The organism is Streptomyces sp. NPDC059897, assembly GCF_042730865.1.
In the GTDB taxonomy this organism is placed as follows: domain Bacteria; phylum Actinomycetota; class Actinomycetes; order Streptomycetales; family Streptomycetaceae; genus Streptomyces.
Genome location: NZ_JBHWKQ010000035.1, coordinates 1 through 16400, shown reverse-complemented (window position 1 = coordinate 16400; position 16400 = coordinate 1). Strand labels below are relative to the sequence as shown.

11 protein-coding genes and 1 pseudogene are annotated in these 16400 nt (G+C 71.6%); 8 read left to right on the top strand and 4 right to left on the bottom strand.

What is annotated here, in order from left to right:
* The first annotated feature begins 128 nt into the window (after positions 1 to 128).
* From ACFV9W_RS29845 to lysA, 5 genes and pseudogenes are all read left to right on the top strand, one after another.
* A complete protein-coding gene (locus ACFV9W_RS29845) occupies positions 129 to 1295 on the top strand; it encodes a pyridoxal-phosphate-dependent aminotransferase family protein (RefSeq protein ID WP_385766884.1) in 1167 nt (388 codons plus the stop codon).
* On the top strand, positions 1292 to 4219 hold the full coding sequence (locus tag ACFV9W_RS29840; RefSeq protein WP_385766882.1) for an FAD-binding and (Fe-S)-binding domain-containing protein: 2928 nt from the start codon (positions 1292 to 1294) through the stop codon (positions 4217 to 4219). Before ACFV9W_RS29845 ends, ACFV9W_RS29840 begins: the two co-directional genes overlap by 4 nt.
* On the top strand, positions 4216 to 6189 hold the full coding sequence (locus ACFV9W_RS29835) for an enoyl-CoA hydratase (protein ID WP_385766879.1): 1974 nt from the start codon (positions 4216 to 4218) through the stop codon (positions 6187 to 6189). The genes ACFV9W_RS29840 and ACFV9W_RS29835 overlap by 4 nt, the downstream gene beginning before the upstream one ends.
* 156 nt (positions 6190 to 6345) lie before the next feature.
* Positions 6346 to 6612: pseudogene (locus ACFV9W_RS29830) on the top strand (SAV_915 family protein); the annotation flags it as partial.
* A 35-nt stretch (positions 6613 to 6647) separates the two neighbouring features.
* Positions 6648 to 7985 carry a diaminopimelate decarboxylase gene (gene lysA / locus ACFV9W_RS29825; protein WP_385766876.1) on the top strand — a complete coding sequence of 446 codons (1338 nt, stop codon included), beginning with the start codon at positions 6648 to 6650 and terminating at the stop codon, positions 7983 to 7985.
* Between the two features lie 50 nt (positions 7986 to 8035).
* Here the strand turns inward: lysA and ACFV9W_RS29820 are convergent, their stop codons facing one another.
* Positions 8036 to 8584 (bottom strand): DapH/DapD/GlmU-related protein, encoded by a 549-nt coding sequence (locus tag ACFV9W_RS29820; RefSeq protein WP_385766873.1) that lies wholly within the window; start codon positions 8582 to 8584, stop codon positions 8036 to 8038.
* Positions 8585 to 8705: 121 nt separating this feature from the next.
* On the opposite strand from ACFV9W_RS29820, the gene ACFV9W_RS29815 reads away from it, so the two are divergent.
* Both ACFV9W_RS29815 and ACFV9W_RS29810 read left to right on the top strand, forming a co-directional pair.
* Positions 8706 to 10598 (top strand): alkyl/aryl-sulfatase, encoded by a 1893-nt coding sequence (locus ACFV9W_RS29815; protein WP_385766871.1) that lies wholly within the window; start codon positions 8706 to 8708, stop codon positions 10596 to 10598.
* Between the two features lie 47 nt (positions 10599 to 10645).
* Positions 10646 to 11545 (top strand): NAD(P)H-binding protein, encoded by a 900-nt coding sequence (locus ACFV9W_RS29810; protein WP_385766868.1) that lies wholly within the window; start codon positions 10646 to 10648, stop codon positions 11543 to 11545.
* Here ACFV9W_RS29810 and ACFV9W_RS29805 read toward each other — a convergent pair.
* From ACFV9W_RS29805 to ACFV9W_RS29795, 3 genes are read right to left on the bottom strand one after another with little or no spacing between them, the layout of a single operon-like run.
* A complete protein-coding gene (locus ACFV9W_RS29805; protein WP_385766865.1) occupies positions 11524 to 12531 on the bottom strand; it encodes a 1-aminocyclopropane-1-carboxylate deaminase in 1008 nt (335 codons plus the stop codon). The two genes, ACFV9W_RS29810 and ACFV9W_RS29805, sit on opposite strands and share 22 nt — an antisense overlap.
* Positions 12532 to 12568: 37 nt before the next feature.
* On the bottom strand, positions 12569 to 13855 hold the full coding sequence (locus tag ACFV9W_RS29800; protein WP_385766862.1) for an MFS transporter: 1287 nt from the start codon (positions 13853 to 13855) through the stop codon (positions 12569 to 12571).
* Complete coding sequence (locus ACFV9W_RS29795) at positions 13852 to 15276, bottom strand: M20 family metallopeptidase (protein ID WP_385766859.1); 1425 nt, start codon at positions 15274 to 15276, stop codon at positions 13852 to 13854. Before ACFV9W_RS29795 ends, ACFV9W_RS29800 begins: the two co-directional genes overlap by 4 nt.
* Positions 15277 to 15414: 138 nt before the next feature.
* On the opposite strand from ACFV9W_RS29795, the gene ACFV9W_RS29790 reads away from it, so the two are divergent.
* On the top strand, positions 15415 to 16314 hold the full coding sequence (locus ACFV9W_RS29790) for a LysR family transcriptional regulator (RefSeq protein ID WP_385766856.1): 900 nt from the start codon (positions 15415 to 15417) through the stop codon (positions 16312 to 16314).
* Positions 16315 to 16400: the final 86 nt, after the last annotated feature.

Below are 16400 nucleotides of genomic sequence, written 5' to 3'. Positions count from 1 at the left end.
GTTGGTTGCGCGCCCGGCGAGCCGTGCGCGGCCGTTGACGCGTCGGCGACGGGAAGCCTACGCTCCATGTGCCGCTCAACGGTACGGCGTGCCGCCTCACGGCACAACACCCTTGAGGAGTCGACCGCATGACGCTCCGCACCGGCCGCCACTTCTTGCAGATCCCCGGCCCCACCAACGTCCCCGACCGGGTCCTGCGCGCCATGGCGGCGCCCACCATCGACCACCGCGGCCCGGAGTTCGCCGAGCTGACGAAGCGTCTGCTCGCCGCCCTGAAGCCGGTGTTCGGCACCTCCGGGCCCGTCGTCGTCTACCCGGCATCCGGTACCGGTGCCTGGGAGGCCGCACTGGTCAACACCCTCAGCCCCGGTGACCGTGTGCTGTCCTTCGAGACCGGGCACTTCGCGGTGCTCTGGCGCGAGATGGCCCGCGGCCTGGGCCTCGACGCCGACACCGACGCCATCCCTGGTGACTGGCGGCACGGCGCGGACCCGGAGGCGCTCGCCGAACGGCTCGCCGCGGACACCGACCACCGCATCAAGGCGGTCTGCGTCGTCCACAACGAGACATCGACCGGTGTCACCAGCCGCATCCCCGAGCTACGTGCGGCCATCGACGCCGCGGGCCACCCGGCCCTGCTGCTCGTCGACACCATCTCCTCGCTGGGCTCCATCGACTACCGGCACGACGAGTGGGGCGTCGATGTCACCGTCGCCGGCTCGCAGAAGGGGCTGATGCTGCCGCCCGGCCTCAGCTTCAACGCCGTGAGCGACAAGGCCCTCGCCGCCTCCCGCACCGCCCGGCTTCCCGGCTCCTTCTGGCGCTGGCAGCCGATCATCGACGCCAACGCCAAGGGCGCCTTCCCGTACACCCCGGCCACCAACCTCCTCTACGGCCTGGACGAGGCGCTGCGGATGCTGGAGGAGGAGGGGCTGACGAACGTCTTCGCCCGGCACACCCGGCATGCCGCCGCCACCCGCGCCGCGGTGCGGGGCTGGGGGCTCGAGGTGCTGTGCGCCGACGAGCGCGAGCACTCGGGCTCGCTCACCGCCGTCCTGATGCCCGAAGGACACGACGCCGACAAGCTCCGCAAGATCATCCTGGAGCGCTTCGACATGTCACTCGGCTCGGGCCTCGGAAAACTCGCGGGCCGTGTCTTCCGCATCGGCCACCTCGGCCACTTCAACGACCTGACCCTCGCGGGCACGCTCGCCGGAGTGCAGATGGGCCTGGAACTCGCGGGGGTGCCGGTCCAACGGGGTGGCCTCGAAGCGGCGCTGGACGTGCTGCGATGACGGCCCCCAGCGAAGTCCCCAGCGAGGTCCCCAGCGAAGTCCGCACCGCCGCCCGCGACCTGGAAGCCGCACTGCGCCGCGAGCTCGACGGCGAGGTCGCCTTCGACGACTACACCCGGCACCTGTTCTCCCGCGACGCCAGCATGTACGCCATCGAACCGCAGGGCGTCGTCTTCCCCCGCCACGCCGACGACGTACGGGCCGCGGTCGTGGCCGCCGCCGAGCACGGTGTGCCGCTGGTGCCCCGGGGTGCCGGGACCAGCCTGGCCGGGCAGACCGTGGGCCCCGGGCTCGTCCTCGACCTCTCCCGGCACATGCACCGCATCCTCGAACTCGACGCCGACGCACGCACCGCACTCGTCGAACCCGGCGTCGTCCAGGACCAGTTGAACCGGGCCGCCGCAGCACACGGCCTGATGTTCGGCCCCGACACCTCCACCAGCAACCGCGCCACCATCGGCGGCATGGCGGGCAACAATTCGGCGGGCAGTGGCTCGATCCGCTACGGCATGACCATCGACCACGTACGGGAGCTGGACGTCGTCCTCTCGGACGGCACCACGGCCCGCCTCGCCCCCGTCGACGAGGCGGAGCGCGCCCGCCGCGCCGGACTCGACACCCTGGAGGGGCGGCTCTACCGCGAGCTCCCCAGGATCGTGGACGCGCACGCCGCCTCCATCGCCACGGACTTCCCCGCCTACTGGCGCCGCTCCGGCGGCTACCGCCTGGACCGACTGGCCGACACCGGCGGCGACGCCCCCTTCGACCTCGCGAAGTTCGTCGTCGGCTCGGAGGGTACCCTCGTCGTCGCCACCCGCGCCCTGGTCGACCTCGTGCCCAAACCGGCCCGCACGGTCATCGCTGTCGGCCACTTCACCTCGGTCGCCGGAGCCATCGAGGCCACCGAGGACGCCCTCGGGCTCGATCCGGCCGCCGTCGAGATGATGGACCGGACGATCCTCGACCTCTCCCGGCAGAAGATCGAGTACGCCTCGCTCGGAAACATCCTCGAAGGCGACCCGGAGGCCCTGCTCTTCGTCAGCTTCACCGGCGACGACGAGGCCGAACTCACGGGCCGCCTCCAGGAGTTGACCGGCCTCTGGAAGCGGCACGGCCACGGCTACCACACGCTCCAGGCCGTCACCCCGGCCCAGCAGTCCGGGCTGCTCAAGGTCCGCAAGTCCAGCCTCGGACTGCTGATGGCGGCGAGCGAGGGCACCCGGCGACCGCTGGCCTTCATCGAGGACACCGCGGTGGACCCGCGAGACCTCGCCGCGTACACCCGCCGCTTCAAACAGGTCCTGGACCGGCACGGCCTCGACGCCGGGTTCTACGGCCACTGTTCGGTCGGCTGCCTGCACATCAGGCCCTTCGTCGACGTCGCCGACCCCGCCCAGGTCAAGACGATGCGGGCGGTCGCCGAGGAGATCAAGGAGCTCGTCCGGGAGTACGACGGCGTCAACTCCAGCGAGCACGGCGACGGCCTGGCCCGCAGCGAGTTCAACCGCGAACTCTACGGCGACGACCTGTACGAGGCGATGCGCGAGGTCAAGGGCCTCTTCGACCCGGAGAACCGGCTGAACCCCGGGAAGATCGTCGACGCCCCGGCGATGACCGAACACCTCCGCGACGCGGCGCTGCCGCCCGCGCCACGCCTGCGTACCCACCTCGACTTCGAGGTCGTCGGGGGCGGTGACATGCGCGGCGCCGCCGACCGGTGCATGAACATCGGCCTGTGCCGCAAGAGCGACGCGGGCGCCATGTGCCCCTCGTACATGGTCACCAAGCACGAACACGACTCCACGCGCGGCCGGGCGAACGCACTGGTCAAGGCGCTCTCCGAGCCCGACCCCAAGGCGGCGCTCGGCGACGAGGGGCTGCACGAGGTCCTCGACCTGTGCCTGATGTGCAAGGCCTGCAAGAGCGAGTGCCCCCTCGGCGTCGACATGGCGTCCCTCAAGGCCGAGACCCTGGCCCACCACCACGAACGGCACGGCACGCCGCTGCGGTCGCGGGTGTTCGGCGCCATCCGCCGCCTCAACCGGCTCGGTTCGGCGACCGCCCCGATCTCCAACCTGCCTTTGCCGAGGCGGCTGTTGGAGCGGGGACTCGGCATCGCCAGCGCCCGGCCGCTGCCCGTGTTCGCCCGCCGCAACCTCGTGACGTGGTTCCGGCGCAGGCCGGGGACGGTGGCGGGCAGCCAGGGCACCGTCACCCTCCTCGCCGACTCCTTCACCACCTACACCGACCCGGACGTCGGCCGCGCCGCCGTCGAACTCCTCGAACGGGCAGGCTGGCAGGTGCAGTTGGAGAGCGGCGGCTGCTGCGGCCGCGCCGCCTTCTCCAAGGGCCTGCTCGACCAGGCGAAGGCACAGGCAGGCGATCTCGTGCACCGCCTCGCGGACTCGGGGGACGGCCCCATCGTCGGCTGCGAACCCTCCTGCCTGCTGACCCTGCGCGACGAACACCGCGCCCTGCTGCCCGGCGACCCGGCCGTCGCCGACGTGTCCGGACGGGTCAAGCAACTGGAGGAGCTGCTCACCGAGGCCATCGACGACGGCAGGCTCCAGCTGCGGGACGACGTGGGGCCCGCGGGCCGCCGCGTCCTCTTCCACGGACACTGCCACCAGAAGGCCGAGGTCGGCACCGCCGCCACCGTCGCGCTGCTCCAGCGCATCCCGGGCGCCGAGGTCGTCGAACTCGACGCAGGATGCTGCGGGATGGCGGGCTCCTTCGGCTTCGAGGCCGAGCACTACGACACATCCATGGCGGTCGGCGAGGACCGGCTCTTCCCCGCGGTCCGGGCCGAGGCGGAGGACACCATCGTCGCCGCCACCGGTGTCTCCTGCCGCCAGCAGATCCACCACGGCACGGAGCGCACGGCGGTGCACCCGCTCCAGCTGATCCGGGAGGCCTTGCGATGACCGGCACCGCAGGCGCGCTGGACGGCGTCCGCGTCCTCGACCTCACGCAGGTCATGGCGGGCCCGTACTGCACGATGCTGCTCGCCGACCTCGGCGCGGACGTCATCAAGGTCGAGTCACCCGACGGTGGCGACCAGACCCGCACCTCCATGGGCACGCCACGCCCCGGCAGCGACACCCCCGCCTTCCACGCCCTCAACCGCAACAAGCGCAGTGTCACCCTCAATCTGCGCACCGACGCCGACCGCGCCGAGTTCTTCCGGCTTGTCGCCGACGCGGACGTCGTCGTGGAGAACTTCCGGCCCGGTGTCACCGACCGCCTCGGTGTCGGCTACGAAGCCGTCCGCGCGGTCCGGCCCGACATCATCTACGCGTCGATCTCCGGCTTCGGCCAGTACGGCCCGTACGCCGACCGGCCCGGCTACGACCTCATCGCGCAGGGCATGGCGGGCGCCGTCAGTGTCACCGGCGACCCGGACGGGCCGCCGGTCAAGTGCGGGCTGCCCGTGGGTGACCTCGGCGCGGGCATGCTCTGCGCGCTGAGCATCGCCGCCGCGCACGTGCACCGGCTGCGCACGGGGGAGGGCCAGTACCTCGAAACGTCGCTCTACGAAGCGGTGTTGGCGATGTCGGTGTGGGAGTCGGTCGAGTACTTCGCCGGTGGCGAGCCCCCGCAGCGCCTCGGCTCCGCGCACCGCATGTCCGCGCCCTACCAGGTCGTCCGCACCAAGGACGGCCACGCCACCATCGCCGCCAACAACCAGCGGCTGTGGCTGCGGCTGTGCGAGGCCCTCGACCTCCACCACCTCGCGGACGACGAACGGTTCGCCACCAACACCGACCGGATGGCCCACCGCGCCGAACTCATCGCCCTCCTCGAAGGCCGACTTGCGGCGACCAGCACCGAGGAGTGCGTGGCCCAGCTCCTCGACGCGGGGGTCCCCGCGGGACCGATCCTCGACTACGGGCAGATCCTCGACCACGACCCGCACGCGCGGGCCCGCGGCATGGTCGAGGAGTACGACCACCCCGTCGACGGCCGCAGCCGCGTCATCGGCTTCCCGGTGAAACTCGCCCGCACCCCGGCGACGTTGCGCCGTCACCCGCCGGTGCTCGGCGAGCACAACGACGAACTCCTGGGAAAGGAGACCGAGTTGATGTCGAACGACGACGAGGTCGGCGGGACCGTCACCTGGACCCGCCACGCGGTCCCCGGAACCGACACATACGCGGCCCACCTCACCCTGAACAACCCGGACCGGCGCAACGCCCTGACGCTGCGCATGTACGACCAACTGGAGCGCGCCTGCCAGGAGATCGACGCGGACCCCGGCATCCGGCTGACCGTGCTCCGCGGCGCGGGCGGGCGCGCCTTCGCGGCGGGCACCGACATCCGCGAGTTCCGCGACTTCGCGAGCGGCGAGGACGGCGTCGCGTACGAGCGTCGTGTCGGGCTCGCCGTCGACCGGCTCGCGGGGCTGCGGATGCCCCTCGTCGCCGCGGTCGAAGGCCCGGCGGTCGGCGCGGGCAGCGCGCTCGCGAGCTGCTGCGACGTGGTGCTGTGCACCCCGGACGCGGTCTTCGGCGCCCCCATCGGCCGCACCCTCGGCAACTGCCTTTCCCCCGCCATGATGTCCCGCCTCTACGCGGGGCTCGGCCGCGCCCGCGTCCTGCGGGCCCTCCTCGCCGGACGGCTGATCACGGCGACGGAGGCGTACGAGTCCGGATTCGTGGCGGACATCCTCGACCCGGCCGACCTGGACACACACGTCGTAGAGCTGACGGCGGACATCGCCCGATGCGCCCCGCTCACCCTGGCCGCCCTGAAGGAGGCGGACCGCCGCGTCCTGGCCGCCTCGGCCCCCGGCCACGCGGAGGACCTGTACGCCCGCGTCTACGGCAGCCGTGACTTCGCGGAGGGTGTGGCGGCGTTCCTGGACAAGCGGAAACCGGAGTGGGAGGGGCGGTAGGGCTCCTGGTCAGGGGTGCCGAACCCGGGCCCGTCAGCAGCGCGTCAGCATCGACGCCGGTCTCGTCAGCGTCCCGTCAGGACGGGCCGAGGGTGGGGGAGAGGCGCCTAGCGTCCTTGGTGAGCCACCACTACCGGACTCTCCAGGAGACACTCCATGGCACAACCCGTGAGCGACGAAGACCCGGAACCCTCCGAACCCTTCCCGGCCCGGCCCCTCTACGTTCCCGTCCGGCCGGGCCGGCTCGGGTGCGCCGCCCGGCTGTTCCGCACCCCGCTCGGTGACCGTACGGCTGTCGGCTTCACCTCAGAGGGCGCGCTGGCGGCCACCCTCGGCGCGGGCCAGCCATGGATTCGGCTGGCCGAGCCCGCTCTGCGCGACATGACCGTGCCGCTCGGCGCCGCCCGCGTCACGGTGGATCCGCTGTCGTACTGGATCGGCTGAGGGGCGACGACACCATGACCACCGTTCACGAAACCGTTCCCACCACCGCGAGCGCCGAGGACCTGTCGGTGTGGCCGCACTCCACCACCGAACCGCACCCCGGCGACGCGGCCGTCGGCGGTGTGTCGCTCGCCGAGGTCGCGGGCCGCTACGGCACACCGGTCTACGTCCTCGACGAGCGCGAGGTCCGCCGCCGCTGCCGCACCTACCGGGACGCCTTCCCGGAGGCCGAGGTCCACTACGCGGCCAAGGCGTTCCTGTGCCGGGCCATGGCGCGCTGGGTGTCGGACGAGGGGCTCGGGCTCGACGTGTGCTCCGCCGGTGAGCTGGAACTCGCCGTCGCCGCGGGCTTCCCCGCCGACCGGATCGTCCTGCACGGCAACGCCAAGACGCCGCACGACCTGAAGCGGGCCCTGTGGTACGGCGTCGGCCGCATCGTCATCGACAGCCCCTCCGAGATCGCCCGGATCGCCGCGGCGGTCGGCCCCGAAGGACACCAGCGGGTGATGGTCCGCGTGGTCCCCGGCATCAGCGCGGGCGGCCACGACAAGATCCGCACCGGCACCGACGACCAGAAGTTCGGCCTGTCCATCAGTGACGGCTACGCCCAGCACGCCATCGCCCGCATCCTCGACCAGCCGCAACTCCAACTCACGGGTCTGCACTGCCACTTGGGCTCACAGATCACCGACGTCAAGCCGTACCTGGCGGCGGTGCGCCGCATGGTGGGTCTGATGGCCCGTCTGAAGGAGCAGCACGGCCTGGTGCTGCGGGAACTGGACATCGGAGGCGGCCACGGCATCGCCTACCGTCCCGGTGAGCCCGCCATGGACCTCACCCGCCTGGCCCGAAAGGTCCGCGCCGAGCTGACCGAGGCGTGCGCGGCGGCCGGGCTGACCGTGCCGCGCCTGCTCGTCGAGCCGGGGCGGGCCGTCGTGGGCCCCGCCGGAGTCGCCCTGTACCGCGTCGTGTCCGTGAAGCGCACCGGCGGCCGCACCTTCGTCGCGGTCGACGGCGGCATGAGCGACAACCCGAGGCCCGCGCTGTACGGAGTGCGTTACGCGCCCCGCCTGGTGGGCCGCCGGTGCGGTGCGGGCACGGCCCCCGTCACGGTCGTCGGCCGGCACTGCGAGGCCGGTGACGTGCTGGCCCCCGATGCCCGGCTCCCCGACGACGTGCGGGCGGGCGACCTGCTCGCCGTGCCGGTGGCCGGCGCGTACCACCTGTCGATGGCCTCCGGCTACAACGCGGTCGGCCGCCCGCCGGTGGTCGCCGTCCGCGACGGCCGCGCCCGACTCCTCGTACGCCGCGAGTCGTTGGAGGACATGCGCAGCCGCGACGTGGGCCTTTAGAGCGTGGGCCTGTTGAACGTGGACCTGTAGAACCGCTGGGGCGGCCGGGCTCAGTCGTCCCAGCGCTTGCGCACAGCCGCCGCGGGCCCGGTCACCAAGGTGTCGGGTGGCACGTCCTTGGTGACCACGGCGCCGGCGCCGACCACGGCACCGCGGCCGATCGTGACACCGGGCAGCACCGTCACCGCCGCGCCGAGCCATGCGTTCGCCCCGATGGTGATGGGTGCCCGGGTGTAGTACTCGGGGCGCTCGGACGCGCGGATCGGGTGGTTGGCGGAGATCAGATTGGTCTTCGGCCCGATCAGCACGCCGTCGCCCAGAGTGATCCCGCCCTGGTCGAGGAACGTGCAGCTCTGGTTCACGAAGACGTGCTCACCGAACTCGGTGCGGAGCCCGAAGTCCGTGTAGAAGGGCGGATAGACGGTGGCGGAGTCGGGCAGCGGCTTGCCGAGGATGTCGGAGAGCAGCACCGCGCGTGCCTCCTTGTCGTCGAAGGGCAGGACGTTCAGCCGTGACGTCAGCATGGTGACGTGCTCGATGCGTTCGGCCACGCGCGCGAACTCGGGTGTGTGGACGTAGAGGCGATCCTGGTCTGGCATGGCAGTCATCCAAGCCATCGGCGGCCGCCGGGATCAAACAACGAACATGGCACGCGGGCACAACGGTTGGTTGTGCGCGTCGTGCCACACATTCGGGGCATAAAGGTGTGAATGTGTCGATATGACTTCGACACCCAAGGCCGCGCAGCCGTCCATCACTCACCAGCAGACGGAGGTTCGTGAGCGTCTCCCGTTCTCCGACACCCAGGACTTCGAGGACGCGAGGCGGGGCTTGATCGCCCGGCGTGCGCCGAACGCCGTCACCGCGGAGGACGGGCGTGTCGTGTGGGACAACGACACGTATGCCTTCCTCAAGGGTGACGCCCCCGACACGGTGAACCCGAGCCTGTGGCGGCAGTCCCAACTCTCCGCCGAACAGGGCCTGTTCGAGGTCGTCGAAGGCATCTACCAGGTGCGTGGTCTCGACCTGTCGAACGTCACGTTCGTCGAGGGCGACGCCGGTGTGATCGTGATCGATCCGCTGCTGTCGATGGAACCGGCCGCGGCGGCGCTGGACCTGTATCGCGAGCACCGAGGCGAGCGCCCGGTCACCGCCGTGATCTACACCCACTCGCACGCCGACCACTTCGGCGGCGTCAAGGGTGTCACCACGCAGGAGGACGTCGACGCGGGGCGCGTACCCGTCATCGCGCCCGAGGGCTTCACCGAGCATGCGGTCGCCGAGAACGTGTACGCGGGCACCGCCATGGCCCGTCGCGCCGCCTACATGTACGGGGCGGCGCTCGCCCGCGGACCGCAGGGGCAGGTCGGCGCAGGGCTCGGGCAGACGACCTCGACCGGTGGTGTCACGCTGATCCCGCCGACCCTGTCCATCACGACGACGGGTCACGAGGAGACCGTCGACGGGGTCCGCATGGTCTTCCAGATGGCGCCCGACACCGAGGCTCCCTCGGAGATGCTGATCCACTTCCCCGACTTCAGGGCGCTGTGCGCGGCCGAGGACGCCACGCACACCCTGCACAACCTGCTGACCCTGCGCGGCGCCGTGGTCCGCGACCCGCACGGCTGGTCGCACTACCTCACCGAGACCATCGACCTCTTCGGCGACAAGAGCGATGTCGTCTTCGCCTCGCACCACTGGCCGACCTGGGGCCAGGACCGCGTCGTCGAGTTCCTGGAGAGCCAGCGCGACCTGTACGGCTACCTCCACGACCAGACGCTCCGCCTGATCAACAAGGGCTGGACCGGGGCCGAGATCGCCGAACACCTGCCGTTGCCGCCCGCCCTGGAGAACGCCTGGAACGCCCGCGGCTACTACGGCTCCGTCAGCCACAACCTGAAGGCCATTTACCAGCGCTACATGGGCTGGTTCGACGGCAATCCGGCCCATCTCTGGCAGCACCCGCCCGTCGAGGCCGGCAAGCGCTACGTCGAGTTCATGGGCGGCGCCGACACCGTCGTGGACAAGGCGCGCGGCTCCTTCGATGCGGGCGACTACCGCTGGGCGGCCGAGGTGCTCAGTCACGTGGTGTTCGCCGAGCCCGACCACGCGGCAGCGCGCGAACTGCTCGCCGACACCTACGAACAGCTCGGCTACGGCGCGGAGAACGGCCCCTGGCGCAACTTCTACCTCTCCGGCGCCACCGAACTGCGCGACGGCCGGTTCGGCACCCCCACCGTCGCCGCGTCGGCCGACGTGATCGCGAACCTCGGTCCGACCATGCTGTTCGACGCCATCGCCATCCAGATCGACGGCCCCAAGGCCTGGGACGAGAAGCTCAGCATCGACGTCCATCTCACGGATGTCGACGAGCGCTACCGGCTCCGCCTCGCCAACGGTGTGCTCACCTACAGCTCCGCGTCCCGGAAGACCGCGGCCGACGTCTCCCTCGCCGGTGCGGTCAAGGCTCTGTCCGCGCTGGCCACCACGGGGCTGACCCCCGAAGGGCTGGAGCGGGCGGGCGTGCAGGTCCAGGGCGACGCGTCGGTGCTCGGGCGGCTCGCCGCGGTGCTCGACCCCGGCGACCGGGACTTCGCGATCGTCACACCGTGAGGTTCACCCGGTAAAAAACGTAACTCGGTTACGTTAGGATGGCTCCCGTGACGACCGACGAAGCGCACCAGACGGACAACGAACAGGGCAGCGGGACGCACCCCGTCCTCGTGACAGGAGCCACCGGCCGCATCGGTCGGGCGGTGGTCGATGAACTGCTGGCCGCGGGCGTGCCCGTGCGGGCGCTCACGCGCGACCCCGCGGCAGCGAAACTTCCCGACGGGGTCGAGGTGGTGGCGGGCGACTTCGCCGACCCCGCCTCGCTCGACCCCGCACTGCGAGGTGTGCGCTCGGTGTTCCTGCTGTGGACCGCGCCGCCCGCGACGGCCGAGGCCGTCGTCGAGCGGATCGCGGCCCACACGCGACGGATCGTCTTCCTCTCCTCGCCGCACCGGACGCCGCACCCGTTCTTCCAGCAGCCCAACCCGATGGCCGACCTGCACGCCCGCATCGAGCGCCTGATCGCGGCCTCGGGGCTCGACTCCACCATCCTCCGGCCCGGCATGTTCGCCTCGAACGTCCGCCTGTGGTGGGAGCCTGCCATCAACGCCTGCGAACCCGTCCGGTGGCCCTACGCTGCCGTGGAGACCGCCCCGATCGACGAGCGCGACCTCGCCGCCGTGGCGGCCCGCACCCTGTACGAGGACGGGCACACCGGCGGCGACTACGTCCTCACCGGCCCCGAGGCGCTCAGTCACGCCGACCAGGTGCGCGTGATCGGTGAGGTCATCGGCCGCCCGATCCCCTTCGAGGAGCTCACCCCGGACGGATTCCGGCGCGCGACCGAAGGTGTTTGGCCGCGCCCCGTCGTCGACATGCTGCTCGACGCGTGGGGCGCGTCCGACGGGCACCCGGCGTACGTGACATCGACGGTGGCCGATGTCCTCGGGGTGCCCGCCCGGACGTTCCGCGAGTGGGTCACCGATCAGTGGAAGACGCCGCTGTAGGCATTGAGCGCGGGCTGCCCGCCCAGGTGTGCGTACAGGACGTTGGAGTCCTTGGGGATGTCGCCGTCGCGTACGAGGTCGATGAGTCCTGCCATCGACTTGCCCTCGTAGACGGGGTCCAGGATGACGCCCTCCAGTTCGCCGGTCAGTCGGATCGCGTCCACCGTGGAGTCGACTGGGATGCCGTAGCGGTCACCGGCCCAGCCGTCCAGGACGGTGATCTCGTCCTCGCGCAACTCCCGGCCCAGGCCGATGAGTTCGGCGGTGGATTGGGCGATCTTCGCCACCTGTGCGCGGGTCTCGTCGACCTTCGCCGACGCGTCGACGCCGATCACCCGGCGCGGCCGGTCCTGGCCCGCGAACCCGGCGATCATGCCCGCGTGCGTGCTGCCGGTGACGCTGCACACCACAATGGTGTCGAAGAAGACGCCCAACTCGCGTTCCTGCCGCTCCACTTCGTACGCCCAGTTCGCGAAACCGAGACCGCCGAGCCGGTGGTCGGAGGCGCCCGCCGGGATCGCGTAGGGGGTGCCGCCCGCGGCGCGTACGTCCTCCAGGGCCTGCTGCCAGCTGTCCTTGAAGCCGATGCCGAACCCGGCCTCGACCAGGCGCACGTCGGCGCCCATGATCCGGGACAGCAGGATGTTGCCGACCTTGTCGTTGACCGCGTCCGGCCAGTCCACCCAGCTCTCCTGCACCAGCACGGCCTTCAGGCCCAACTTGGCGGCGACCGCGGCCACTTGCCGGGTGTGGTTGGACTGCACGCCGCCGATGCTGACCAGCGTGTCGGCGCCCTGGGCGAGAGCGTCGGGGACCAGGTACTCCAGCTTGCGGGTCTTGTTGCCGCCGAAGGCGAGCCCGGAGTTGCAGTCCTCGCGCTTGGCCCAGATCCGCGGGCCGCCGAGATGCTTGCTGAGCCGGTCGAGGGGGTGCACGGGGCTCGGGCCGAACAGGAGGGGGTGGCGCTCGAAGTCGTTCAGGGACATGGGGACTCCTTACGTGGGCGGGCGCGTCGGGTGGCGGTCAACGGGGGTGCATGGTGCGGCGGCGCAGCACGAACAGGCTGGTCAGGCTCGCCACGGCGGCGAATGCCACCCAGTACGCGGGGGCCGCGGACTGCCCGGTCGTATCGAGCAGCCAGGCCGCGATCATCGGGGTGAAGCCGCCGAAGACGGTGACGCCGATGTTGTAGCCCACGGCCATCCCCGTCGCGCGGGTCCCGGCCGGGAAGATGCCTGCCATGAGTGCGCCCATCGGTCCGTAATAGCAGGCCTTGAAGAGTGCCATCACCATGACGACGCCGATCAGCAGGGCCAGCGAGGGTGCGGCCACGAGGAGCGCGAACATCGGGTAGATCAGCAGCAGGACCGCGCCCGCGGCCGGAATCATGATCGCGATCTGGCCGACCCGGTCGGAGAAGTGGCCCGCCACACTCGTCACCGCGAGCAGCACCAGACCACCAGCGAGGGCCGCGACGAAACCCGTGGAATCCGGCAGGCCGAGGGTCTTCGTCGCGTACGTCGGGATGTACGTGATCAGGTAGTTGAGGCAGGTCGTCACGGCGAGCAGCCCGATGGTGAGCAGCACGCCCGCCTTGTGCTCGCGCAGCAGGGTGCGGACCGGGGCGCGGGTGGACTCGGGCTCCGCGGCGGCGGGCGGCTCGGGCACGTTGCGGCGGATGTACAGGCCCACGGGCGCCACGAGCAGGCCGATGAGGAACGGGATCCGGAAGCCCCAGGAGGTGAGCTGTTCCTCGCTCAGCGTCGAGGTGAGCACGGTGCCGAGGAGGGCCGCGAGGAGGGTGCTGGCGGCCTGACTGGTGAACTGCCAACTGGCCGCGAAACCACGCCGGTTCGGCATGAACTCGACCATCAGGGCCGTCGCGCTGCCGAACTCGCCGCCCGCCGCGAAGCCCTGGATCAGCCGGGCGAGCAGGATGCCAACCGGCGCGGCCGCGCCGATCGCCGCGTACGACGGCATCACGCAGATCAGCAGCGTGCCGAGGGCCATCAGCCCGATCGACCAGGTCAGCGCGGCCTTCCGGCCGGCCCGGTCGGCGTACGAACCGAGCACGAGGGCGCCCACCGGGCGGATCAGGAACGAGACACCAAAGGTGCCCAGGGTGAGGAGCAGGGCCAGGGCCGGGTCGTCGTCGGTGAAGAAGACCTTCGACAGGTACGTCGCGAAGTAGCTGTAGACCGCGATGTCGTACCACTCCAGGGCGTTGCCGACGCACGCCGCGGTGATGATCTTCCCCGGGCTCGGGGTGGTGGTCGACCGTGCCGTGGTTCTCGCAGGCGGCGCGCTCATGGGGCGCTCCCGTCGGTCGAAGGGGCGGCCGGAGGCCAGGTGCCGTGCTCGGCGAGGTCGGCGAGATCCCAGAAGAGCCCGGCCATCACCTGGAGCGACTCCCGCACGAGCGGCGCCGGCAGATGCTCGTCGGGTGCGTGCTGGGAGCAGCCGGGATAGGAGTGCGGAACCCACACGGTGGGCAGGCCGAGGCCGCGGGAGAAGGCGGAGTTGGGCAGTGAGCCCGCCAGGTTGGGCAGGAGCGCGGGCGTCGTGCCGGTCGTGCGTTCCAGCGAGCCGAGCGTCCAGGCGACCCAGGGGTTGTCCGGGTCGAGCCGGGTCGCCTCCATGCCGTAGTCGGCGGTGACCTCGACCATGCCGAAGCCGTGCTCGTCGAGATGCTTGCGCACCGCCCGCTCCACGTCGGACGACTCCAGGCCGACGACGAAGCGGAGCTGGCAGTGGGCACGAGCGGAGCCCGGGATGGCGTTGGTGGGGTTGTCCGGCTGGCCCGTGGTCATGGCGAGGACCTCGATGGTGTTCCACGCGAAGAGCCGCTCGTTCGGGGTGAGCCCCGGCTCGCCCCAGCCGGGATCGGGCGCCGGCCCGTCCGTGCCGGCGGGGATGTCGGCGAGCGCGCGGCGCACCTCGTCGGGGATCGCGGCGGGGCGCAGGCCCTCGACGCGGATGCTGCCGCGCTCGTCGACGAGGCAGGCGATCGCGTTGGCCAGGACGGTGCCGGGGTTGCGCAGCAGCCCGCCCCAGTTGCCCGAGTGGTGGGAGCCCTCGCGCAGGTCGAGGCGGAGTGTGAAGTTCACGGCGCCGCGGGAACCGAGGAAGACGGTCGGCCGGTCCGTCGCGACGCGCGGCCCGTCGGAGCCGATGAGCAGGTCCGCGGCCAGCAGCTGGTCCCGCTGCTGCTCGCAGAACTCGGCGAGACCGGGGGAGCCGAACTCCTCGCCGGTCTCCAGCAGGAACACCAGGTTGTGCCCGAGGACGCCCTGCCGCCGCGCGACGACCTGTTCCAGGGCGACGAGATTGACCAGGTGCTGGCCCTTGTTGTCGGCGACGCCGCGCCCGTACCAGCGCTCGCCCTCGACGGTGAGGCGCCAGGGGTCGAGCCCGGTGCGCCAGCGTTCGGGATGGCCCGGCTGTACGTCGGCGTGGCCGTAGGTGAGGAGCGTGGGCAGGCCCTCGGCCTCGGTGCGGCGGGCGACGAGGAACGGGTGCCGGGCGGAGACGGGGTTCTCCGCGATGTCGACGTCGAACCCCATGCGGTGCAGGCGCGGCGCGATCTCCTCGCTCAAGTAGCGGTGGAGCGCGGGCTCCCGGGCCGGGTCGTGGCTCTCGGTCGGGACCGCGACGAGGCGGGTGAGTTCCTCAAGGAACGCCCCGGAGTCGAAGTGGTGTGCGGCGCTGTCGATCGCGTCCTGTCTGCTCATGGGCCACGACGGTGGCACCGCACGGGAGAGGCCAACAAGGGGCGGTGGCACGTCCGGCGGTGACAATATGGGAACGCGTGCGTTGCCGTAACGGCAACGCCCGGTCCATGGCGAAGGCGCAGGGAGAGGGCACATCCGATGCCACTGGTCGACCCGGCCCTGAAGTACTTCATCGCCGTCTTCGAGACGGGCTCGGTGAACGCGGCGGCGCGCCGGCTCTTCGTCGCCGGTTCCGCGGTGAGCCGCCAACTCGCCCGTCTCGAACGGGAGGTGGGAGCCCCGCTCTTCGACCGGCAGCCGAGCGGTGTCACCGCGACCGCGGCCGGTCGCGCGTTCGCGGGCTACGCGCGGCGGGCCATCCAGGACGCCGAGGCGTTCACCGAAGAGGTCCACCAGCGTCGCACGACGCGGGCGGTCATCACCGTCGCCGCCACGATCGGTGTCACCCACCACCTGCTGCCCGATGTCGCGGCGGGCTTCCACGCGGCCCACCCGGAGGCCCGCGTCATCCTGCACGTGGCACGGCCGACGGAGGCCACGCAGATGGTGGCGGAAGGCATCGCCGACCTCGGCGTCACCTTCAACATCGCGCTCCCGGCGGGTGTCTCGATCCGCCACACGCAGGAGGCCCCGCTGTGCGCGATCGTCCGCAGGGGCCACCCGCTCGCCGACAAGGCGGCGGTCTCCGTGCGCGACCTCGTCCGGCATCCGGTGGCGCTGCCCTCGACCGACACCACGAGCCGGCTGCTCCTGGAGGCCTCGGCGGCGGCCCACCAGCTCACGGTGGAGGGTGTCTTCGAGTGCACCACGGTGGACGCGCTCCTGCGCTTCGTCCGCGCCAGCAGCGCGGTCACCCTGGCGAGCCGCGTCACCCTGGGGCCGTCCGACCGCCGCGCCCTGGCCGCGATCCCCCTGGAGGAGAAGGAGTTCCGCCAGCGCACCCTCCAGGTCCAGTGCCGCGCGGGCCGCGAACTCCCGCCCGCGGCGGCGGACTTCATGGACCGGATCATCGACGCGCTGGGGCATCGGGCGGTGTGACCGGAGCCGGGCACCGTCGACGTCGCGCTCAAGCGGGCCCGCGACCACAGCAGAACGCCGCGGGCGGGGCAGCGAAGTGCCCCTGT

Bases quoted from the DNA above. Each gene is read 5' to 3' on its own strand.
- ACFV9W_RS29845 (WP_385766884.1), top strand. From the start codon at position 129: ATGACGCTCCGCACCGGCCGCCACTTCTTGCAGATCCCCGGCCCCACC.
- ACFV9W_RS29840 (WP_385766882.1), top strand. From the start codon at position 1,292: ATGACGGCCCCCAGCGAAGTCCCCAGCGAGGTCCCCAGCGAAGTCCGC.
- ACFV9W_RS29835 (WP_385766879.1), top strand. From the start codon at position 4,216: ATGACCGGCACCGCAGGCGCGCTGGACGGCGTCCGCGTCCTCGACCTC.
- lysA (WP_385766876.1), top strand. From the start codon at position 6,648: ATGACCACCGTTCACGAAACCGTTCCCACCACCGCGAGCGCCGAGGAC.
- ACFV9W_RS29820 (WP_385766873.1), bottom strand. From the start codon at position 8,584: ATGCCAGACCAGGATCGCCTCTACGTCCACACACCCGAGTTCGCGCGC.
- ACFV9W_RS29815 (WP_385766871.1), top strand. From the start codon at position 8,706: ATGACTTCGACACCCAAGGCCGCGCAGCCGTCCATCACTCACCAGCAG.
- ACFV9W_RS29805 (WP_385766865.1), bottom strand. From the start codon at position 12,531: ATGTCCCTGAACGACTTCGAGCGCCACCCCCTCCTGTTCGGCCCGAGC.
- ACFV9W_RS29800 (WP_385766862.1), bottom strand. From the start codon at position 13,855: ATGAGCGCGCCGCCTGCGAGAACCACGGCACGGTCGACCACCACCCCG.
- ACFV9W_RS29795 (WP_385766859.1), bottom strand. From the start codon at position 15,276: ATGAGCAGACAGGACGCGATCGACAGCGCCGCACACCACTTCGACTCC.
- ACFV9W_RS29790 (WP_385766856.1), top strand. From the start codon at position 15,415: ATGCCACTGGTCGACCCGGCCCTGAAGTACTTCATCGCCGTCTTCGAG.